Source organism: Blastopirellula retiformator, assembly GCF_007859755.1.
Taxonomy (GTDB): domain Bacteria; phylum Planctomycetota; class Planctomycetia; order Pirellulales; family Pirellulaceae; genus Blastopirellula; species Blastopirellula retiformator.
Genome location: NZ_SJPF01000002.1, coordinates 826,736 through 846,734, shown reverse-complemented (window position 1 = coordinate 846,734; position 19,999 = coordinate 826,736). Strand labels below are relative to the sequence as shown.

Sequence of the window (19,999 nt, the reverse complement as noted above, 5' to 3'; positions counted from 1 at the left end):
GGAATAGAGGCAGGACTCGATTATCGCTGCATAAATTGCGGCCGGTCAACCCGTCTTGTAGTTTTGTTCCGACATATCGCCTTAATTTGTCGCCACCGTGTTTCGCCAGGCTCCAGAGCGATTGTGCCGGTTGACGCGATTCGGAGACCTGCAGGCTCCGCGGCGAGGCGAATTTCGCCCCACCTTTGCGGCGCAGGCGACCTGCGACAGTCGAGCGGCCTAACTTTGCATGTGGTTGCGGCTACTTGCCGCAAATTGATCGGATCTTACCGAAAGGGTATCGCGTGTCCTCTGCCGACTCGACGCTGGTCGCTAATCAGAAGAAAAAAGATGAAGTAGAGTCGCGCGTCCGCGCGCTGACCGATCTTTTGGAAGCGGCCTTGGCACAAAATCCGGAAACGTTCTCCGTTGCGACGGCGCTCTCGGTCGTTTCCTGCGATCCGCAGGATCTCGATCAGGCCAAGCAGGCGATCTATCGCAAAGTCGTCGAGCGCGCTTGGGAGGACGGCCAGTTTACGGCTGACGAACAAACGACCGCTCGCTGGATTGCCGAAAAGCTGCAATTGCCGGAAGGGGAATACACGGCGATCGAACTGCAACTCGCCAAAAAGCAGTTTGCGGCGGCGCTAAGTCGGGCGATGGCCGACGGCGTGCTCGACAAGGACGACCAACGGCGGCTGCAACAAATTAGCGATACGATCGGCATGCCGATGTCGACCTTCGCCGGCGTCTTTTTTCAGGCCGAAGGAGAGAAATTTCTCCGCGGCATGTTCCTCGAAGCGATCGCCGACAATCACCTGATGACCGAAGAATGGGCGTCGCTGCTCAACTCGGCCGATCAATTGGGGATTTCGCATCAAGAGTTTCTGCAAGCGATCCGCTATCAGGCCCGCGAATTTGTCGAGCATGTGATCGTCGACGCCAAGGCGGACGGCGTGATTACGCGGCACGAAGAAGAAACGATGGTTTGGTTGCTGCAGCAGTTGGAAATGCCGAGCGATTTCTGCCAATACGTCGTCAACGAAATGGCGCGGCTTAAGTCACGCCTGGAAGGGGCAACCGCGCTCGAAGCGATGACGATCTCGCGGGAGTTGCGCGATCGCGTCTGGCGCAAATACAACGGTCGCTGCGCCGCGTGCAGCGCCGGCGACTATCTGGAACTGATGCGGATCATCTCGAAAGCGATGGGCGGGGGAGATGAAGAAAGTAACATTCAGTTGCTCTGCCGCCGCTGTGCCTGCCAGGCGAATGACTAACTGCCTGTTGAAAAATGCCATCGTGGCATTTTTCAACCTCGCCAGGCTCAGAGCGTAGCTCTTCGCGGCTCGCAAAATAACGACTTACGTCGCTATTTTGGGATCGCATCCATGCGATCACGCAGTCCGTCGAGAAAATCAACGGCCGGCTAACCTGCGTCACGCGAATCAAGAACGAAAAAAGCCGACGCCCCGAAGGTCGCCGGCTCTTTTTCATTTCGGTCGGGACGAACCGACAATTAGCAACCGCACTTCGGCACGGTGATCGTCTTGGGGACCATCTTGCAGACGGGCACCTTGACTTCTTTGGTCACTTCAACCGGAACCATGCAGGTGTAGTCGACCACCTTTTCTTCCGGAACTTGCTTGTAGGTCGTGACGTCGCAGGTCTTTTCACGCGTTTCGGCGCGGCAGACCGTGTACGGCACTTCCTTGGTCATGACCTCGTCGACATATTTGCAAGTCTTGACCGTGCGAGTTTTCTCAACCGGCTTCATCACGCAAACCTTGTAGGAATACGGGACTTGTTCGGTGACCTGCTTGCAGACGGTGTAGCAGACTTCTTTCGACTTGACTTCGTCGACATAGTCGCACGTTTGAACCGTGTAGGTTTTTTCAACCGGCTTCATCACGCACACTTTGTAAGAATACGGGATCTGCTCGGTGACCTGTTTGCAGACGGTGTAGCTCACTTCCTTCGAAAGCGTTTTCTGCACGTATTCGCAGGTGTTGACCGTGTACGTCTTTTCGACCGGCTTCATCACGCAGACCTTGTAGGTGTACGGGACCTGCTCGGTCACTTGCTTGCAAACGGTGTAGGGAACTTCTTTCGAGACGACTTCGGACTCGTAGGTGCAAGTCGCGACTTCGTAGGTTTTTTCAACCGGTTTCATCACGCACACCTTGTAGGTGTACGGGACTTCTTCGCGGACCGGCTTCATCACCGTGCAGGGGACTTCGACCTGAACGACGTTCGGAACCCACTTGCGGCAGGTTTTTTCGCAACCGCAGCAGTCCGTCACGACCACGTCTTGCCAGCAGCCTTGGTCCTTGCAGACGGTCTTGGTAATCGTCGTGGGAACCATTTTGCAAGCCATGCGAGTACCTTCCCGCATTTCGTACGACGGAACCATCTCGGTCTTGGTGACCGTCTTGGTGCCGTGAACCGGTTTGCAGACGGTGTAGTTGACCGTTTTGGTCGCCGTCTCGGAAATCATCTTGCAGACATTGCGGATCCCTTCGCGGGTTTCGTACGTCGGAACCATTTCGGTCTTGGTGACCTCTTTGGTGCCGTAGACCGGTTTGCAGACGGTGTAATTGACCGTCTTGGTCATCGTTTCCGGAACCATTTTGCAGACCGTGCGAACCCCTTTGCGGGTTTCATAGGTCGGAACCATAATGGTCTTGGTGACGTCCTTGGTGCCGTAAATCGGCTTGCGGACGGTGTAGTTCACCGTTTTCGTCAGCGTCTCCGGAACGGTGCGGCAGACGTTGTGGACTCCTTCGCGGGTCTCATACGTCGGAACCATGACCGTGTTGGTCACCTCTTTGGTGCCGTAGATCGGCTTACGAACGGTGTACTCAACGGTTTTGGTCAAGGTTTCCGGGACCATCACCGTATACGTCCGCGTCACGGAAGTCGTTTCCGGAACGCAGCGATAAACGGTGATCGTCTTTTGCCGGACCTCTGGACGCATCTCCGTACAAGTAATGGTGCGCGTTTCATACGACCGCACCGGAACCATGATCGTTTTTTCGACGTACTGCACCTCAGGTTCGCAAGGTGCGTCGCAGGGGGTCGCGCAAGCGGGCGGACAACCCGGTCGACAGCGACGACACGCCTGGGCCACGTCGACCGCACTCAGCGATGCGGTGATCGTAGCGAGAAGTAATAAACTGCGAATCATACTCTGGTTTCTCCACGAAATTTGGTGAACTTTGCCGCGACTTTGCTGATTGTACCGGCCTTTGTACGCCTTTTGAATCAAGCTTGGGTTAAATTGGACAAATTGTAGGGGAAGGTTCTTCGCCAATTACGTAGGAAGAGGGATCCCATTATGGAGCGGAATCGGCTTCGATAGAGAGAGTGCGAGGGCGATTGAAAAAGTAGGATCAGCATTCGACGAAGAGAACGGCGTCACGACGACCCGTCTTCGGAATTTACCGGCAGAGAATAAGGCGAACCGAGCGGTGGCGGAAGAATCGATGGAAGAACGAACGCGTGAGTTGCAGAACCTGAACGCGAAGTTAGAAGCGGAAATTCGCGAACGTTCGCTCGTCGAACAGCAACTTCTGCAAGATAAAGTCTACTTGCAGTATTTGCTTTCCGGTCACGAGCGCGACAGACAACTGATCGCCTATGAGATCCACGACGGCATCGTCCAAGGTCTGACGGCGGCGATGATGCATCTTGAAATGGCGCCGGGGCAGATCGACCAGCAGCGGATCGACACGGCCCTCCGAATTTTGCGTGGAAGCGTTTCCGAAGCTCGGCGCGTCATGAAGGGGCTGAGCCCGCCGCTTTTGGAAGACATCGGCGTCATCGCCGCGATCGAAGGGATGCTGGAAGAGCAGGTTCCCGAGAGTTGTGAAATCAAATTCGAGCATGACGTGCAGTTCGATCGCTTGTTGCCGCTGCTGGAATGCACGATTTACCGGGTCGTGCAAGAGTCGGTCGCCAACATTCTGCGCCATAGTAAAGCGAAACATGCGACCATTCGGCTGATCGAAGAAGGGGAGCGGTTGATTCTGACGGTCGAGGACGATGGCGTTGGCTTTGACGCCGGCAACGTGCCGGCGACCGGCTTTGGGCTCAAGGGAATCGCCGAGCGGGCCAAGTTGTTCGACGTCGAAGCGAAGATCGACTCACGTCCTGGCGCCGGAACGCGACTGACGATCGATTTTCCGCGGATTCGGGCCAATCAGGATTTCGACAAATGGAACGCGATCTCGGGTAACTTGGCGGGACAGAAGCGAGTATAATGCAAGGCTCGCTTTCGACCGGCAGGAGGCTCGTCGACCTTCCTACATTTGTCCCCCCCCCCCCCGCAAGCATCGATGCAAGTCGCTCTCTTCATTCCCTGCTATATCGATCAGCTTTATCCCCGCGTCGGTATGGCGACCCTGAAAATCTTGGAACGCCGCGGCTGTGACGTCGTGTTTCCCTCGACGCAAACCTGCTGCGGGCAGCCGATGGCCAATACCGGTTGCTCCTCCGACGCCAAGCCGTTGGCCGAGCGCTTCCTAGAGATCTTTTCGCCGTACCAGTATGTCGTCGCGCCCAGCGGCAGTTGCGTGGCGATGGTGCGCCGGCACTATGACGAATACCTGGAAGGTCGCCCCGGCTTTGCCGAACTGAAAGCGAAGACGTTCGAGCTATGCGAGTTTTTGGTTGACGTAATGAAGGTCGACGCTTGGGGCGGCGCCTATCCGCACAAGGTGGGACTCCATTCCAGCTGCCACGGTCTGCGAGAGCTAGAGATGGGCAAGCCGAGCGAACGAGTCGGCCCCGCCTTTAGCAAGCCGCTGCGTCTGTTGGAGATGATCGATCAGATCGAATTGGTCGATCCCAAACGCCCCGACGAGTGCTGCGGATTTGGCGGAACGTTCGCCGTCGCCGAAGAGGCGGTCTCCTGCATGATGGGAACCGATCGCCTGCGTGATCATCTGGGCGCCGGCGCCGAAGTGCTGACCGCGGCCGACATGTCTTGCTTGATGCATCTGCAGGGCTTGGGCAAACGCCAGCAGATGCCGCTGCAAATCAAGCACATCGCCGAGATCCTCAACGAGAGCGAAGCGAAATCATGAAAACGGCTCAGCATCCCGAACAGGCGGCCGAGTTTGTCGCCAACGACGCTCGCGCGCATTGGCATGACCAGGCGCTCTGGTTCGTCCGCGAGAAGCGCGACCGGATGGCGGTCAGCCTGCCCGAGTGGGAACAGCTGCGCGATACGGCGTCGCAAATCAAACTGCATACCGTCAGTCGCATGGCCGACTATCTCGAAGAGTTCGAACGAAACGCGACCAAGCTGGGCGCGGTGGTGCACTGGGCGAAGGACGCCCAGGAGCACAACGAGATCGTTCTGTCGCTCTTGAAGAAGATCGACGCGAAGCGGATCGTCAAAAGCAAGTCGATGCTGACCGAAGAATGTCACCTGAATCCCTTTCTGGAAGAGCAGGGGATTGAGGTCGTCGACACCGACTTAGGCGAGCGGATCGTTCAATTACGCAAAGAGGCGCCCTCGCACATCGTCTTGCCGGCGATTCACATCAAAAAGGAAGAAGTCAGCGAGACCTTCCACGAGCACCTGCAGACCGAAGCCGGCAACAACGATCCCAACTACCTGACCGAAGCGGCCCGCAACCACTTGCGCGAAAAGTTTGTCGCCGCCGACGCCGGCATCACCGGCGTCAACTTCGCCATTGCTGAGACCGGCGGCCTGGTGGTTTGCACCAACGAAGGAAACGCCGACCTGGGGGTCTCGCTGCCGAAGCTGCACATCGCTTGCATGGGGATCGAGAAATTGGTTCCCAAAGCGGCCGACCTGAGCGTCTTTCTGCGTCTGTTGGCCCGCAGCGCGACCGGACAGCCGATCACGACCTATTCGTCCCACTTCCATGGACCGCGACCCGGCGGTGAGCTACACATCATTTTGGTCGACAACGGCCGCAGCAACTTGATGGGCAGCTCGCAGTTCCGCAACTCTCTGAAGTGCATTCGCTGCGGGGCCTGCATGAATACCTGCCCCGTCTATCGGCGCAGCGGCGGGCACAGCTATGGCACGACGGTGCCAGGGCCGATTGGATCAATCTTGGCGCCCTCGCGCGACTCGAAGCAGCACAAGAGTTTGCCGTTTGCCTGCACTTTGTGCGGATCATGCACCGACGTTTGCCCGGTGAAGATTGACCTGCATCACGAACTGCTGGAGTGGCGGGGAGAGATTCGCAAACGCGGGCAGTTGCCGATCTCAAAGACGTTGCCGATGAAGTTCACCAGCTGGATGATGCAATCTCCCTGGCTGTTTGGGGTCGTCGGCGCGATCGGGCGGTGGTGCCTGCGTCATTTCCCGCGTTGGGCGATTTACCACGGATTGAACCCGTGGGGAAAACAACGCGAGATGCCCGAGTCTCCCAAACAAAGCTTCCGCGAGCTGTACCAGATTCACGAGTCGAAAAAAGCCAGCGATGAGTAGCCGCGATCAGATCCTGAACAACATTCGCAATCAGATCGTCGCCAGCGTTGATCATCCGGGCCTGGCAGGCGAGTGGATTCGCTATGACGATCGCGTCGAGCATTATGCGACCGTCTTGGCGGCGGTTGGCGGAACGGCGCACGTGGTTGACTCGGCGGAACAAATCTTGGCCGAATTGAACCAGGTTCCTGCGTTCGCCGCCGCAAAAAAAGTGGTCAGTCTCTGCGGAGAAGTCGCCGGCAATGTCGATTTCGCCCAGATCGACGATCCGCACAAGTTGGAAGATGTCGACTTCGCCATCCTGCCGGCCCAATTCGCCGTAGCCGAAAATGGGGCGGTTTGGGTCGACGATGCCGACGTTAAGCATCGCGTCATCTACTTTATTCCGCAGCATTTGTCCTTTATCGTCCCCGCGCCTCAGGATGCGGCTGACGCAATCGTCGACAACATGCACCAGGCGTACGAGCGGCTCTCGTTTGGTCAGCCGCGGTTCGGCACGTTCGTCTCAGGCCCGTCCAAGACGGCGGACATCGAACAGTCGCTGGTGATTGGCGCTCATGGCGCCCGATCGCTGAACGTCTTTTTTCTCCGGCAATAAAATCGGGCCAGCGAGCCTCTTGGCGGATGCACGAAGCGGCTTTGATCTCTAAAATGAAGGGGACCGCACGGCGCTTGCGAACCCCGGTAGGAATCGCTTGACGTCGGTTGCCCCTAGGACCTGATGGATGAGTGACGTAGAACCGCAACTATCTGATGCGCCCCGTTTGAACCTCCTGCGGCTCGCCTTGAATGGCGGCGGCGCCAAACTAGAGATCGAATCGTTTCAGGATGACGAATTGTCGATCGCCGCGCGTCAGTGGCGGCTAATCGCAACGCCGCTGGATCCGGATGGCGCGAAGAATCTGACCCGCGTCATGCAACAGATGGTCCAAAATCGTACTGCGGTCGACCCAGGCATCTTGGCCGGCGACCAGCCCGGCGTGCAGATCCGCCGCTATCTGCGTGGGCTTGGCTCAAAGGGACGCGCTGCGCATGGCGACTATCTGATCCAGTGCGGCGACGAGTGGGTGTTTGTGATGGTGGTCGCGCGGGCGCCGCACGACGAGTTCGACTCGGCCGAGGTCGATCGGGTACTGCGAACGGCGCAGCTGTCCGAGCAGCCGGCGCTCGATCGTCAGGTGCAACCTGCCTGGCAAGAGTATCTCGAGAATCGCCAGCCCAAAGATCCCGACGGCAAGTTCCTGATCTCGCTCGAACCGGCGCCGGTGATGATTGGCAATTTCGACCTGTTTGAAGAGCTCGAAGACCAAGCCGATCTCTCGCCGGACGATGACGACGTAATGCGGGGCGGGCGGGCGCTCGATCGCCAGCTGATCGAGTTCTACGTGCTGGACGATCCCCTCTCGATCCGCTGTGACCTCTGGATCAATCGCGAGCCGGAAGTCTCGCAGCCGCGCGAACTCGTTTTTCGCGCGAAGCTGGAAGTGGCGATCGGCCGCTTGGAAATCTGGTCAGCCGACGAGATCTACCAGTACGATATACCTAACGGAAAGTACGACGTCAGCATCTTCGTCATCGAGCGAGGCAAAATCTGCGATGACGATCTAACCGATCGGGAGTACTTCCGGCGCGACGATCTGGAACGGTACGAGATCGTCCTGAAAGCGAACGGCTAAGCCGAAAAACTAGCCCGGCCGCGCCAGCAAAGGAACCTGGTGACGAGCAGTCGCCGACCAATTTCCCTCACTCTCGCGGCAGGCCTACGGCAGCGCGCCGACTACTTCAGCGTCGCTTCAAGCGTGATTTCAGCGTTCAGCACTTTCGAGACGGGAAAGTTTTTTTTCGCCGCGGTCGTTAGCTCCTCGAACTTGGCCTGATCGATGCCCGGGATGGTGGCGTTGAGCGTTAGGTGTACCGCTGTAATCGCGAAACCGGCGTCCTGCTGTTCGAGCGTTACATCCGCCTTTGATTCAAGCTTCTCGGCCGTAAAACCTGTTTCGCCGACGATCATTGAGAGCGCCATCGCGAAGCAACCGGCGTGGGCTGCCCCGATCAATTCTTCGGGGTTTGTGCCTAGTCTTCCTTCAAAGCGGGTACCAAAGCCGTAGGGGTACGACTCGAGGGCGCCACTCTTGGTCGAGATCGCGCCTGACGCGGTTGTCGGCAAGCGCTATTAAAAACAAGGAGCCTTTTTTCAGGCTATCTCTGGGCGGCGATGGTCCGGCTTGGGACGCCGCCGACCTCGATTTTTTCAAGCACTTCGAGCCGTGTTAGCGACACGACCCAAATTGTCCCGTCGCCTGGATTGGTAACGCACGCGTATCGCCCGCCCGGCAAGATGCAGAGATCGTGATGGCCGCCGTGGCCAATGATCTTGCTTTTGCCGACCGGAATGTGCTTGACGATCTTGGCGTCTGTGAAGTCGCCGTCGCGATCGGGATCGAGATTGATCGCGGTCAACTGTTCCTGGACGTCGCCGTCGTGGCAATCCTGGAAAAGAAGAGCCATCCGCAAGCCGCTTGCCGTTTCCAGAATCGTTGGCGTCGTCAGGCGGAGACCTGCGGCGGTTTCGATTGGCAGCTTCTGGACGGTTGGCTGGTCGGCGGCGGCGTCGATCAAGCCGAGAAACGACTCTTGCGAGGATCCCGACGTAAACAAGACCCAATGCCCAGCGGTGGCGAAGGCGCCGGTGCGAAGCGGCTTTTTGTTATCGGGATCACTGCCCAGCGACAGGTGATGGACCTCGGCGGTCTTTTCGTTCTTCGACAGGTTAGTATCGGCGTCGACCCAGCAGATGCCGTCGGCCGGCGCAAAGAAGACGCGTCCCGAATTGGCCGTCGCGCCATGCAGTCCGCCGGTAGGAGCGTGAATGGTGTAGTTGCCGTCGTCAGATTGATCATCGCGCAGGTTTACGACGTCGATTCGCCCGGCGTTTTCTCCTTCGCGGTCAATCCAGGTTGCGTAGGCGATCTGATTCTCGACCGCGGCCAGCGTAATGTGGTCGCCGCCGCCCGAGAAAAAGGTTGCGGCCGCTTCTCCCCTTCGCAACTGGTCAGGACGAAGGCGGGTGAAGCCGTCATTCTGGTCGTTCGCCAGGTAGAACGCACCGTCGTATTGGTAGAGATGAGCCGGGTTCCCTTGTTGATCATCGAGTTGGCTGGCGAGCACTTTGGGGGCATCGTTATAGCGGCGATGCGTATGATCGCCATGCTCTTCTTCATGCCCACCGTCGGAGAACGCGACCCAGCCGCTCGCCAGTTCGCCTCCTTCGGCATCACGAACGCCAATGACCAACACGTCGTCGATCGCTTCCATTTGCACCAGCGACTGCGAGTCGCGATCGATCGTCGGAAAGCTGGGAATCGTATGCGACTCGAGCGTCCACTTTTCTCCCTTGATGAGATTGCCGTAGCGTATGGTCGCGTCGTTATCGCTTTGCCAGAAGACGCGGCCCATCACGCGGCCGCCGGCTTGGTGCGCCGCATGGTCCTCGGCGGGCAAGGTGCGGGACAAGGGAGCGAGTAAGAGCAGCAGCGTTGCGGCGATGGTGGATTGAAGTTGCATCGATGGTCCCCTTTTTTGATGTGTTGGTCGGTACGGATCGGGAGTTGTTAGTGAGCGGCGGAGTCGAGCGGTCCAGCGCCATGGGAGACGCGAAACCGCTTTTTCTCGAAGTGAATGCAAGTCCAGATGGGCTCGTCCTGGGCGGGGCGTATCCAGTAGAACCGCCGCCGATCCTCATGCGTGTAGACGACCGGCGTCCCTTCCAGTTCGGTACTGTCGGTCCAAGCTGGGTGGCTCTGGAAGAAGCGCCCCAGCAGTTTTTGATCTGCGGGCGTGACCTCGGCCTGCTTGCTCCAAGTAGCGGAGTCGGCGTCGAACTGATCGGCGGCGACCGCTTCCACATTCAGGCTCGGCGGTTCGGCGGAAGGTCGACAGCCGAATGGCAGGGCGGCCAGAAGCGCCAGGGCGAACGCTGTTTGTACGGGAGGTGAATCGACGCGGATCATTGCGGAATTGACTCGTCGTTGGAAGTTGCTGGAGAAGGTTGGGATACGCAATAAAGTCGCGTTCCGGTCCGTATAATGAGTCGCCCCGGAGCTGCGGCGGCGCCATAGACGATCGGATCGCGGGCATTTTGCTGCGACTCGGCTCGCCGGACCTTCATCGCCTTGATGGCCGCGTCAAGCTCTGCGCCGTCGAGCAAGCCGTTCTCATCCTGGTCGTTGCGTTCGAGCATGGAACGGAACCTGCCGGGCAGTTCGTCTGCTGAGAGGGCGCCATCTTGGTTGGCGTCGTTCGTCTCCAGGAGATTGTCGAAGCGGGAGGAGCTCCGGTCGGAAGAGACGTTCTCAACATATTTTTCAGGCGCCGGGGGAGCGTCGGGGTTCCACAGCCAATTCTCCGACAGACGCGCGAACTCTGGTCCGCCCTTCAAGACCACCGTCTTGCCATGTTTGCCGAAGAAGTAGATGCGGTCTTGTGCGACGATCGGCGTCGCCCAGCACTCGGCGCTGATTCGCTTGGCGTAGCGTTTTTCGCCGGTTCGCTTGTCCAGGCAATAGACGACGCCGACGTTGTTCAGGTAATAGACGTAATCGCCGCAGACGACGGGACTCGCGTAGTCGGTCACGGCCTTGTCGGCTCGCCAGAGGATCTCCGGCGTCTTGGCGCCATCGCGGGCAAGGCAGAGATTCGACCGACTGGCGCCGTCGCCGGAATCGGACTTCGAGACGCGTGCGCCAACGTACAGCCGGTCGGCATCGGGCGTGGCCGAAGCGACGTTGTTACCGTCGAGATCCCCGATGTTCCAGAGTTGCTGGCCAGTGGATGCGTCATAGGCCGTCACTGCTCCGTTGGAACTGATGACGATCTGATGGTCGAGTGCGATGGGGGACGACCAGGAGTTGGAACTCGGACGTTTCGTTTTCCAGCGGGTGTCGCCTGTCGCTTTGTCGAGGGCGATCAGGTACGAGGGGCCGCGGTGCTCGATGTTTAGATAAATCAGATCGGCCGTTTGCGTCGGCGAGGCGGCCAGGCCGTGCGAATGTTCCAGCGGGCCAAAGTCGGCGACCAGATCGCGCCGCCATTGCGGGTGTCCCTCGTGATCGAAAGCTGCGACGTCGCCACTCTCAAAGAAAACGTACACCTTGTTCTCATCGACCAGGGGAGTCGGCGCCGCCCGAGCCATCATGTAGCTCGAGGGCGTTTGCATCGCGGCCGGAAAGCGGTGACGCCAGAGTTGGCCTCCTGACTTCAGGTCAAAGCAGGCCACGGTACATGTTTCTTTGTTTGAGCCTTCTACCGAAGTCACAAAGACTCGCTGTTTGTAGATGATCGGCGTTGATTGGCCGTAGCCGTCCAGTTCGCATTGCCAAGCGATGCCCGCTTCTGGCGACCACGTCAGTGGGGCGGAAGCGTCGATTCGCGAAGCGCCGCCGGCCCGGAATTCAGGCCAATTCGGCGATTCGCCATAGAGAACGCCCGCGAGGGAGACGCTCGTCAGAACTGCAAACAAGCATGTGCCCATTTTCATGGCGAGTTCCTGATAGCTGAGTGTGGGAAGGTTGACTAGTATTCGCCAGGTACCTGGCCGTCGTTGCGGGCAAACAGATTTCGCCACGTCGATAGGTCGACTGTCTCGCCAACAAATCGAACGCTGCCGTCGGCCAGGCTGACCATGGCGCCGCCGGGATGTTGGCTGCGGGCGCCCATCACCCCATCGCCGTGGAACAGAATGTCAGGCGACGCCGAGTTGGGCGGAAAATAGCCGTTGATGAACGAATGGTAAGTCAGATTGCGCAGCCACTGCCCGGCGCGGCGGCCGTAGTAGCTAGAGACCGAACGAGCGTCGAGATCGGCGGCCGAGACCGAGCAGGGAGAACCCCCGCCACTGGTCGAGCGCATCTGCGTTTGTGCGTCGACCAGATCGGTCGAGTCGATGCGATTGCCAAGCAGCGTTTCCGCCATCAGGATCGTATTGCTTGTGCCATCGGTGATGTCCCGAAAACGAATCACGCTGCCGCGCCAAAAGAGCCCGCCGGTGTCAGCGGTGCTGCAGTACTGGGTGTCGACGCCCGGCCCGGCGTTCATCATGTAGTTGCCGCCTGCCCAGGTGATGTCGTCGTCAACATAGAGCGGATCTCCGGGATCGCTGGGGCAGAGCAGGACTTCGATTTTGGTCCCGACTAGATCGTTGTAGATCGGATTGAGGGTCTTCAGGTAGCTGACCCCTTCCATCAGCGGCTGCGAGAAGTCGATTCGGTCCTGGAAATTTCCTTGTTCGATAAAGGGCAGGATCTTCGCCTGGGCCGAGTAGCCGTAGTTCGAATCTTCGGCCGGGTAGGGGAAAGCTTTGAAGGTCGACTCGTAGTTGTGGGCCGCGAGCGCTAGCTGCTTCAGGTTGTTGCTGCACTGCATCCGGCGAGCCGCTTCGCGAGCCTGCTGTACGGCCGGCAACAGCAAGCCGATCAAAACGCCGATGATGGCGATCACCACCAATAGCTCGACCAGCGTGAAGCCGCCGCGTCGCGACGAAGACGAAAAGGGGAGGGAGGTCATCTCGGTGCTCCTTGGTTTTTGGGTCAGGTCCTCCCTACTTTAATAAGGTTGCACCTGCAGTCAACATGCAGGTGCAATAAAAGAGCGATCGGCGAGTTGGGTGGAGGCCGTAGGGTAAGCTGACGCACCATCGCTGCCGAAAAGGCGCGAACCAGGCCGTTGGCGGATGTGCCCCCCCCGGCCGAACCATGCGTTACCAACGCGGTCGGCAACTCGCATGCCAGGAGAAACTCACTTCAGCAGCATCTTTCAACCCGCCGAGCTGCGGGGGGCCGTCGAAATGCAGCGTCGTAGCTATTGGCTACTTCGTTGGATGGCCAGCGGCGTCGTCCAGGGAATGGTTCATTCTCCAACTCAAACCGTTCATCGCTGCACCGAGTTGCCAAGCGCCGTTGAGGCTTGGATTCGGGAGCATTACTTTGACATTCCGTAGAATGCGCGTCCCGGTCGAGAAAATTTGGCGCCGTTTGCGATGTTCTTTGCGACCTATCTGAAAAACTCGTTTGTTTGGGTCGCTAACCCTCGGCGAATACGCTACTCGCCTGGCGCCCACTGTTTTTGTCCGATCTGCAGTTGGATGATCGCCGCCCCTCATCTGCAAACGCCACGTTTGACCAGAAAACACAAAAGGTACGCCGATCAGTTGATGGTCCGGGCGACGGTCCAATTGGCGGCTGCTCAGCAGATTGTTGTGGACGAGGCGTTCGTCAGAGCAGCCGCAGCGGCAGTGGGGATCGCTACTGGCCTACCAGCCTGTTGAAAAATGCCATCGTGGTATTTTTCAACCTCGCCAGGCTCAGAGCGTAGCTCTTCGCGGCTCCCAAAATAACGACTTACGTCGCTATTTTGGGATCGCATCCATGCGATCACGCAGTCCGTCGAGAAAATCAACGGACTGCTACGGACTCGATCTCTTGTTGCGCGTGCAAGGCTATGCCGAAGGGCCTGCCGTGCTCGCGCTTTGGCGTCGATTCGCCTGGACGCCGCAAGGTTCGCCAAGACCCAAGTTTCGTCTGAGCGACAAGATGATTCTGCAGGCGGAGCGGCAACTTGTCGCGGCCTTTTTGGCATTGCCGAAGTAGGGAAGACCCGTTGTTAAAGATGGGGCGTCGGCCGCGCCTGGGTTTGCATCGCTATGAAATCGCCTAACATGAAACGCTGGGCGACAAATGGAATGCCGCACCTTTCTCTTTTTTCTGAGCGAGCGACTTTGGCGATGAATCAAAACATGGCAGGGAGAACCTACAGCTTCGGAGCGAATGTTCGCGAAACCGGCGTCGATTTTGCGGTCTGGGCGCCGCAGCGGAATCAAATCGAACTGGCCCTGGTCAATGAGCAGGGCGAGCCGAGCCGCTTTTTTTCGCTCTCCCGCCGCGAGGATGGTTTCTTTGTCGCCAGCATTGATAATGTGCAGCCGGGCGCGTTGTACATGTATCGCTTGGATGGGGCAGGGCAGCTTTATCCCGACCCGGCGTCGCGGTTTCAGCCGTTTGGCGTTCATGGGCCTTCGCAAGTCGTCGATGCGACGACCTACGCGTGGCAGGACCCTGGCTGGGAAGGCATGCCGCTCGAAGGGCAGGTGTTGTACGAATTGCACCTGGGGACGTTTACGGCCGAAGGGACCTGGGCCGCGGCGAAAGAGAAGTTGCCGTATCTCAAAAACATCGGCGTTACCGCGGTCGAAATCATGCCAGTCGCCGATTTTCAAGGCGATTTTGGCTGGGGTTATGACGGCGTTTACTGGTACGCGCCGTGTCGGCTGTATGGTTCGCCCGACGATTTTCGCGACTTCGTCGATGCGGCGCACTCAATCGGCATGGGGGTGATGCTCGACGTTGTTTACAACCACTTTGGCCCGACCGGCAACTACTGGGGCGCCTATTCGCCCTACTTTCCATCGGTCAAGCATGCGACTGACTGGGGCGATGCGATCAACTACGACGGCGACCACTGCGAACCAATTCGGCGGTTCGTTATCGAAAACGCCGCCTATTGGATTCGGGAGTTCCATCTCGACGGGCTCCGGCTCGACGCGACGCAGACGATCTTCGACGATTCGAGTCCCCATGTTTTGGCCGAGACGACCACCGCGGCGAGAGAAGCGGCCGGCGAACGGCCCATTATCGTCGTCGCCGAGAACGACGCTCAAGAGATCTGTCACGTTCATCCGCCCGAGGCGAACGGCTATGGCATGGACGGCATTTGGAACGATGACTTTCATCATGCGTGTCGCGTCGCCGCAACGGGACACTGCGAGTTCTACTACGCTGATTTCAATGGAACGCCGCAAGAGCTGGTCTCGGCGATGCGGTGGGGTTATCTCTATCAAGGGCAATGGAATCGCCGCAATCAAGAGAAGCGGGGATCGGCGGCGCTCGGCACGCCTCGCAAGCGGTTTGTCCACTTCCTGCAGAATCATGACCAGGTTTCGAACTCGGCCAGCGCCATGCGGACGCACGCGCTTACCTCGCCGGGAAGGTTCCGGGCGTTGACCGCGCTGCTGTTGTTGGGACCCCAGACGCCGATGCTCTTCATGGGTCAGGAGTTCGCCGCGTCGAGTCCGTTCTACTTTTTCGCCGATCATGAAGTGGGAATTGATCAACAGGCGCGAGAGGGACGGATGGAGTTCATGCGCTGTTTTCCGCGAGCGGCCGGCTACTTCAATTCGCACTTGCCCAACGACCCAATTGGCCGAGGAGCTTTCGAACGATCGAAGCTGAACTGGGACGAAGTCGACCGCAATTCGCAAGTCGTAGCGCTCCATCGCGATCTACTTCACCTGCGGAAGAACGACGCAACGATCTCGCAGCAAGACGACTTGACGCTCGAGGGCGCCGTGATTGGAGACGAGGCGTTTCTGCTTCGCTGGATCACTCCCAGCGGCGAAGATCGATTGTTGCTAGTAAATCTGGGCCGCGACTTGCCATGGAATCCGGTCGCCGAGCCATTGGTCGCAGCGCCGCATGGCGCAACATGGTCGCTGCTGTGGTCGAGCGAAGAGCCGCGCTACGGCGGGTCTGGAACAGCGCTGCTGGATACGCAGAACTGGCTGATCCCTGGTCACACGGCGGTCTTGCTGCGCCCGATAGATCGATAAGTCGTACGCCCTATCATTGGCTATTTTTCTGCAACATAGGCGTTCAGCCACTCAACAATGCGTTTGCCGGAATCGGCCGAAAGATGGTGACCTTCACCATGGTTCCAGAGTCCAATCCGGAGCGGTTGCTCATAGAGTGCCGCAACACGTTGGCCGACCAGCAGTTCTGGCCAGCTACGCACGCCGTCGGCACAGCCGCGGCCCGTTTCTCCGCCTAGCGCCAGAAACGGCCGCGGGGCGATCAGGGCGATTAGATCGTCATGGCGTCGGGTGAACCCTTCCGACTTTACGATCGGGCCCAAATACCAGGGAGCCTCCCAATTGGTCGAGTCCATTCCGATGCCCCCTTCGCTGGCGACGGCCGCGCAAACCCGATTGTCAAACGCGGTGAGATACAGCGCCTCTTTCGCGCCAAGCGAATGTCCATACGCGCCGATCCGCTTAGGATCGACATCCTCTTGCGCGAACAGCACGTCAACGGCCCGCATTTCATCGGCCAGCATCACCGCGATTCCTTTGCTGTTGGGATGCGGCTGTAATGCGGCGGCAGTCGACGCCAGGTACGACTTCTTTTCCCACAGATAGTTCTCGGGGCAGAGGACGACGAACCCTTGCTCCACCAGTCGCAAACCGAGATGCCGCTCCGGCGGGCATCGAGGCCGACCAGCTTTTGAAACGTCTTGGCGTTGGTTCCATGAAACGCCACAATCGCCGGCAGCTTTTGGCTTGACGGGTCATGCGGTTTTAGAAGGTAGGCGCGGACTCGACGTCCTGGCTCGGCTTGGTAGCGGATCAGCGTGCGCGTGTAGTGGTCGAATCGTTCGGTTTCGAGCGTTTCGATCTCCAAGGGGAGTTCGGGATAGCGATAGGCGCCCAGGAATTGGCGCCACTCGGCGTCGATTGCGGCTCGCTTGGGTTTCCATTGGTCGAGCGTGCGGATCTCTACGCCGTTGGCGGCTTGCAGCGTCTGGCTATCGCCCATCGTGATGCCGGGGGGCGGCGTTATGGCCTTTTCTAGCCAGGCCGGCTCGGCCGCGACGGAAAGTTGCGACAACATAAGCGGCAGCAAAATCGCCAAACCGCATCTGGCCAGGTTGGGATGCAAGAGAGCGTTCATGGGTATAAGCTTAGGCAACAATGAGGGGCGTAGGGAGCGGCGGGATTCGACAGACGAAGAAAAGCCTTTACGTTGAAGATATCTCGTGGTATCTTTAATGCAATTCCTTTCCTGAGTTCGCTGGCGATGCTGCGCAGCGATTGGCTCCTGTCGCACGCTTCCCACCTCTACGGAACCAACCTGATGAACAGACTCCTTTCCGCCGTCATCGCCGTGGCGCTCTCCGCATCGCTGGGCTTCGTCGCTCACGCTGAAGAGACGATCCGCATTGGTCTGATCGGTCTCGATAGCTCGCATGCGATCGCTTTCTCGAAGGCGATCAACGCCGAAAAGCCGAGTCCTGACCTGGCCGGCGCCAAGATCGTCGCCGCTTTCCCGGGCGGAAGTCCCGACTTGTCGGCCAGCGCTGATCGGATCGAAGGTTTTACGAAGCAGATCTTGGAGATGGGGATCGAAATCGTTCCCTCGATTGACGTTCTGCTGAAGAAGGTCGACGCGGTAGTGATCAACAGCGTCGATGGTCGCGTCCACCTAGAGCAGGTGAAGCCGGTGTTTGAGGCCGGCCTGCCGGTCTTCGTCGACAAGCCGATGACTGCCTCGCTGTCTGATGCGAAAGAACTGGTTGCGTTATCGAAGAAGAGCGGCACGCCGTTTTTCTCTTGTTCCTGCTTGCGCTACTGCGATGACGTGGTAGCGTTGCAAAAAGAGAACGCGGATGGCGCCATCCAGGGCTGCGTCGCCTTTAGCCCCGCCAAGACCGATCCGACCCACCCCGACCTTTACTGGTACGGCATTCACGGGGTGGAGACTCTCTTTACCGTCATGGGCCCGGGCTGCGTTAGCGTCCAGCGGACCAAGGTCGACGGCGCCGACATCGTGACCGGCGTCTGGAAAGATGGCCGTATCGGAACGTTCCGCGGCATTCGTGAGGGCGCCTTCGGGTACGGCGTGATGGCGTTTGGGGGTAAGCAAAACAAATACGTGCCGATCCGCGTATCGTATAATCCAATGTTGGCGGAAGTCGTCAAGTTTTTTCAGACCAAAAAGCCGCCGATCGCGCCGGAAGAAACGCTCGAAATCCTCGCCTTTATGACGGCTGCCGACGCCAGCCGCGACGCCGGCGGCAAGAGCGTGACGCTGAAGAGCGTTATGGACGTGAACTAACCGTCGCTGTCGGTCCCCGCAAGAGTTCACTTATTTCCGCTTAGAAGGAAGATCGCATGGTTTCGGTCAGTCGCCGTCATTTTCTCGCCGCCGCTTCGGCCGCTTCTTTTACTTCGATGACGTCGCTTGGTCGGGCGGCGGAAGCGAATGATGAAATTCGCGTCGTCGTGATCGGCGTCAACAGCATCGGTAGCACCCACTTGAACGGGTTCCCCAAGATCCCCGGCGTCAAGGTCGTGGGGGCGTGTGACGCCGACAGCGCGGTGCTGGGAAAACGGGCGGGCGAGTTTGACAAGAAGTTCGGCTACAAGCTGAAGACGTACGAAGATCTCCGCCGCGTCTTTGACGATGCGGACGTGGACGCGGTGGTCGTTGGTATGCCTAATCATTGGCATGGTTTGGCGACCGTCTGGGGCTGCCAGGCCGGCAAAGACGTTTACACCGAGAAGCCCTGCTCGCACAACATCTGGGAAGCGGGCCAAATGGCCAAGGCGGCCGACAAGTACGATCGCATCGTGCAGGTCGGTATCCAGCGCCGCAGTTTCACCCACCTGCGCGACTTCTTCTCCGAAGTCCAGCAAGGCGCTCTCGGGAAGGTTAAAAATGTGAAGGGACTCTACCTGAGCCGTCGCGAATCGATCGGCAATCCGACTTCACCACCGAAGCCGCTCGCCACGGTGAATCACAATCTATGGTGCGGACCAGGCTCGACCAAGCTGGAACGCGCGAAGTACCACTACGATTGGCACTGGTTCTGGGAATATGGCAACGCCGAACTGGGCAACAATGGTCCGCACATTCTCGATCTCTGCCGCTGGGCCATTGGCGCCGAAGAATTTCCGACCGCCGTCTCCAGCGTCGGGGGACGCTACGTGTGGCACGACAATGGTCAGACTCCCAACACGCACTTGTTGCGTTACGAGTACGCCAAGGCGCCAATCACCTTTGAGATCCGCGACCTGCCGACCGCAACCGGCAAACGAGACACTTGCGACTATATGGGGCTAAGTTACGGGATCGTGATCGAAGGAACCGAAGGGACCTACCTCGGGTTCGACACCGGCAAGGTCCTGGATCCGGACGGGAAGGTGGTTCGCGAGATCACCGGCAATACCGGCACGGACGGCGGGCGTCAACTCCACCGCGAAAACTTCGTCAAAGCGGTCCGCTCTCGCCAGACGAGCGATCTGAATTGCCCGGTCGCGACGGGGCATCTCTCGACGGCGCTTTGTCATTTGGGGAATATCTCGCATCGGACCGGTCAGGCCGTTTCGCTGGCTTCGCTGCCAGAGCGGATCCAGGATCAGCCGCTGATGACCGACGCCGCCACCCGAATGACCGATCACCTGGCTGCCAACGGCGTCGATGTGGCGACGGCCGCCGTCGAGTTGGGTCGGACTTTAATGATTGATCCGAAAACCGAAACCTTTCCGGGGGACGAGGCGGCCAATCGCTTGCTCCGCCGCGAGTACCGGGCGCCGTTCGTTGTGCCGGAACAGGTCTAGAAATTGGGCGCCAAACAGGGGAGAGCCCTGCCGAAGTTGGTCGGCGGGCTTGCCCCGACCGCTTGTTGTTACGTATTCTGGAGGGCTTGCGAATTTAATTGCGGCCC

19 protein-coding genes are annotated in these 19,999 nt (G+C 58.8%); 11 read left to right on the top strand and 8 right to left on the bottom strand.

What is annotated here, in order from left to right; genetic code table 11:
• Positions 1–284: 284 nt before the first annotated feature.
• Positions 285–1,256, top strand: coding sequence for an HNH endonuclease (locus Enr8_RS10805; protein WP_186767567.1), 972 nt, complete (start codon positions 285–287; stop codon positions 1,254–1,256).
• Positions 1,257–1,495: 239 nt separating this feature from the next.
• Here the strand turns inward: Enr8_RS10805 and Enr8_RS10800 are convergent, their stop codons facing one another.
• On the bottom strand, positions 1,496–3,163 hold the full coding sequence (locus Enr8_RS10800; protein ID WP_146431305.1) for a hypothetical protein: 1,668 nt from the start codon (positions 3,161–3,163) through the stop codon (positions 1,496–1,498).
• A gap of 283 nt (positions 3,164–3,446) precedes the next feature.
• Here Enr8_RS10800 and Enr8_RS10795 point away from each other — a divergent pair, with 283 nt between their 5' ends.
• The 5 genes from Enr8_RS10795 (at position 3,447) to Enr8_RS10775 (ending at position 8,124) form a co-directional block, all read left to right on the top strand.
• On the top strand, positions 3,447–4,238 hold the full coding sequence (locus tag Enr8_RS10795) for a sensor histidine kinase (protein WP_146431303.1): 792 nt from the start codon (positions 3,447–3,449) through the stop codon (positions 4,236–4,238).
• A 75-nt stretch (positions 4,239–4,313) separates the two neighbouring features.
• A complete protein-coding gene (locus tag Enr8_RS10790; RefSeq protein WP_146431301.1) occupies positions 4,314–5,063 on the top strand; it encodes a (Fe-S)-binding protein in 750 nt (249 codons plus the stop codon).
• Positions 5,060–6,448, top strand: coding sequence for a lactate utilization protein B (locus Enr8_RS10785; protein ID WP_146431299.1), 1,389 nt, complete (start codon positions 5,060–5,062; stop codon positions 6,446–6,448). Before Enr8_RS10790 ends, Enr8_RS10785 begins: the two co-directional genes overlap by 4 nt.
• Entirely contained in the window at positions 6,441–7,046 is a 606-nt protein-coding gene (locus Enr8_RS10780; RefSeq protein ID WP_146431297.1) for a LutC/YkgG family protein, read from the top strand. Before Enr8_RS10785 ends, Enr8_RS10780 begins: the two co-directional genes overlap by 8 nt.
• 127 nt (positions 7,047–7,173) lie before the next feature.
• Entirely contained in the window at positions 7,174–8,124 is a 951-nt protein-coding gene (locus Enr8_RS10775) for a hypothetical protein (protein WP_146431295.1), read from the top strand.
• Between the two features lie 101 nt (positions 8,125–8,225).
• On the opposite strand, the gene Enr8_RS10770 is transcribed toward Enr8_RS10775, so the two are convergent.
• Genes Enr8_RS10770 through Enr8_RS10750 form a run of 5 tightly spaced genes read right to left on the bottom strand, consistent with a single transcriptional unit; the run spans position 8,226 to position 13,009 of the window.
• A complete protein-coding gene (locus tag Enr8_RS10770; protein ID WP_146431293.1) occupies positions 8,226–8,615 on the bottom strand; it encodes an OsmC family protein in 390 nt (129 codons plus the stop codon).
• A gap of 32 nt (positions 8,616–8,647) precedes the next feature.
• Complete coding sequence (locus Enr8_RS10765; RefSeq protein ID WP_146431291.1) at positions 8,648–10,012, bottom strand: YncE family protein; 1,365 nt, start codon at positions 10,010–10,012, stop codon at positions 8,648–8,650.
• A gap of 47 nt (positions 10,013–10,059) precedes the next feature.
• On the bottom strand, positions 10,060–10,458 hold the full coding sequence (locus Enr8_RS10760; RefSeq protein ID WP_146431289.1) for a hypothetical protein: 399 nt from the start codon (positions 10,456–10,458) through the stop codon (positions 10,060–10,062).
• Entirely contained in the window at positions 10,455–11,984 is a 1,530-nt protein-coding gene (locus Enr8_RS10755; protein WP_146431287.1) for a PQQ-binding-like beta-propeller repeat protein, read from the bottom strand. The genes Enr8_RS10760 and Enr8_RS10755 overlap by 4 nt, the downstream gene beginning before the upstream one ends.
• A 35-nt stretch (positions 11,985–12,019) precedes the next feature.
• Positions 12,020–13,009, bottom strand: coding sequence for a DUF1559 domain-containing protein (locus Enr8_RS10750; protein ID WP_146431285.1), 990 nt, complete (start codon positions 13,007–13,009; stop codon positions 12,020–12,022).
• A 217-nt stretch (positions 13,010–13,226) separates the two neighbouring features.
• Here Enr8_RS10750 and Enr8_RS10745 point away from each other — a divergent pair, with 217 nt between their 5' ends.
• The 3 genes from Enr8_RS10745 to treZ all read left to right on the top strand — a co-directional run bounded on the left by Enr8_RS10745 (position 13,227) and on the right by treZ (position 16,106).
• The gene (locus Enr8_RS10745; protein WP_146431283.1) at positions 13,227–13,442 is read left to right on the top strand and encodes a hypothetical protein; all 216 of its coding nucleotides are present in this window, start codon (positions 13,227–13,229) and stop codon (positions 13,440–13,442) included.
• A gap of 427 nt (positions 13,443–13,869) precedes the next feature.
• On the top strand, positions 13,870–14,091 hold the full coding sequence (locus Enr8_RS10740) for a hypothetical protein (protein ID WP_146431282.1): 222 nt from the start codon (positions 13,870–13,872) through the stop codon (positions 14,089–14,091).
• Between the two features lie 134 nt (positions 14,092–14,225).
• Positions 14,226–16,106, top strand: a complete 1,881-nt coding sequence (gene treZ / locus Enr8_RS10735) for a malto-oligosyltrehalose trehalohydrolase (protein WP_146431280.1) — start codon at positions 14,226–14,228, stop codon at positions 16,104–16,106.
• Positions 16,107–16,126: 20 nt separating this feature from the next.
• On the opposite strand, the gene Enr8_RS25785 is transcribed toward treZ, so the two are convergent.
• Both Enr8_RS25785 and Enr8_RS25780 read right to left on the bottom strand, forming a co-directional pair.
• Positions 16,127–16,726, bottom strand: a complete 600-nt coding sequence (locus Enr8_RS25785) for an alpha/beta hydrolase family protein (protein WP_222434843.1) — start codon at positions 16,724–16,726, stop codon at positions 16,127–16,129.
• Positions 16,609–17,223, bottom strand: coding sequence for an acetylxylan esterase (locus tag Enr8_RS25780; RefSeq protein ID WP_222434842.1), 615 nt, complete (start codon positions 17,221–17,223; stop codon positions 16,609–16,611). Before Enr8_RS25780 ends, Enr8_RS25785 begins: the two co-directional genes overlap by 118 nt.
• Positions 17,224–17,406: 183 nt before the next feature.
• Here Enr8_RS25780 and Enr8_RS10725 point away from each other — a divergent pair, with 183 nt between their 5' ends.
• Both Enr8_RS10725 and Enr8_RS10720 read left to right on the top strand, forming a co-directional pair.
• Complete coding sequence (locus tag Enr8_RS10725; protein WP_146431278.1) at positions 17,407–18,387, top strand: Gfo/Idh/MocA family protein; 981 nt, start codon at positions 17,407–17,409, stop codon at positions 18,385–18,387.
• Positions 18,388–18,443: 56 nt separating this feature from the next.
• Positions 18,444–19,892 carry a Gfo/Idh/MocA family oxidoreductase gene (locus Enr8_RS10720; RefSeq protein ID WP_146431276.1) on the top strand — a complete coding sequence of 483 codons (1,449 nt, stop codon included), beginning with the start codon at positions 18,444–18,446 and terminating at the stop codon, positions 19,890–19,892.
• Positions 19,893–19,999: the final 107 nt, after the last annotated feature.

Bases quoted from the DNA above. Each gene is read 5' to 3' on its own strand.
- Enr8_RS10800 (WP_146431305.1), bottom strand. From the start codon at position 3,163: ATGATTCGCAGTTTATTACTTCTCGCTACGATCACCGCATCGCTGAGT.
- Enr8_RS10790 (WP_146431301.1), top strand. From the start codon at position 4,314: ATGCAAGTCGCTCTCTTCATTCCCTGCTATATCGATCAGCTTTATCCC.
- Enr8_RS10785 (WP_146431299.1), top strand. From the start codon at position 5,060: ATGAAAACGGCTCAGCATCCCGAACAGGCGGCCGAGTTTGTCGCCAAC.
- Enr8_RS10780 (WP_146431297.1), top strand. From the start codon at position 6,441: ATGAGTAGCCGCGATCAGATCCTGAACAACATTCGCAATCAGATCGTC.
- Enr8_RS10775 (WP_146431295.1), top strand. From the start codon at position 7,174: ATGAGTGACGTAGAACCGCAACTATCTGATGCGCCCCGTTTGAACCTC.
- Enr8_RS10765 (WP_146431291.1), bottom strand. From the start codon at position 10,012: ATGCAACTTCAATCCACCATCGCCGCAACGCTGCTGCTCTTACTCGCT.
- Enr8_RS10760 (WP_146431289.1), bottom strand. From the start codon at position 10,458: ATGATCCGCGTCGATTCACCTCCCGTACAAACAGCGTTCGCCCTGGCG.
- Enr8_RS10755 (WP_146431287.1), bottom strand. From the start codon at position 11,984: ATGAAAATGGGCACATGCTTGTTTGCAGTTCTGACGAGCGTCTCCCTC.
- Enr8_RS10750 (WP_146431285.1), bottom strand. From the start codon at position 13,009: ATGACCTCCCTCCCCTTTTCGTCTTCGTCGCGACGCGGCGGCTTCACG.
- Enr8_RS10745 (WP_146431283.1), top strand. From the start codon at position 13,227: ATGCCAGGAGAAACTCACTTCAGCAGCATCTTTCAACCCGCCGAGCTG.
- Enr8_RS10740 (WP_146431282.1), top strand. From the start codon at position 13,870: ATGCGATCACGCAGTCCGTCGAGAAAATCAACGGACTGCTACGGACTC.
- treZ (WP_146431280.1), top strand. From the start codon at position 14,226: ATGAATCAAAACATGGCAGGGAGAACCTACAGCTTCGGAGCGAATGTT.
- Enr8_RS25780 (WP_222434842.1), bottom strand. From the start codon at position 17,223: ATGAACGCTCTCTTGCATCCCAACCTGGCCAGATGCGGTTTGGCGATT.
- Enr8_RS10725 (WP_146431278.1), top strand. From the start codon at position 17,407: ATGAACAGACTCCTTTCCGCCGTCATCGCCGTGGCGCTCTCCGCATCG.
- Enr8_RS10720 (WP_146431276.1), top strand. From the start codon at position 18,444: ATGGTTTCGGTCAGTCGCCGTCATTTTCTCGCCGCCGCTTCGGCCGCT.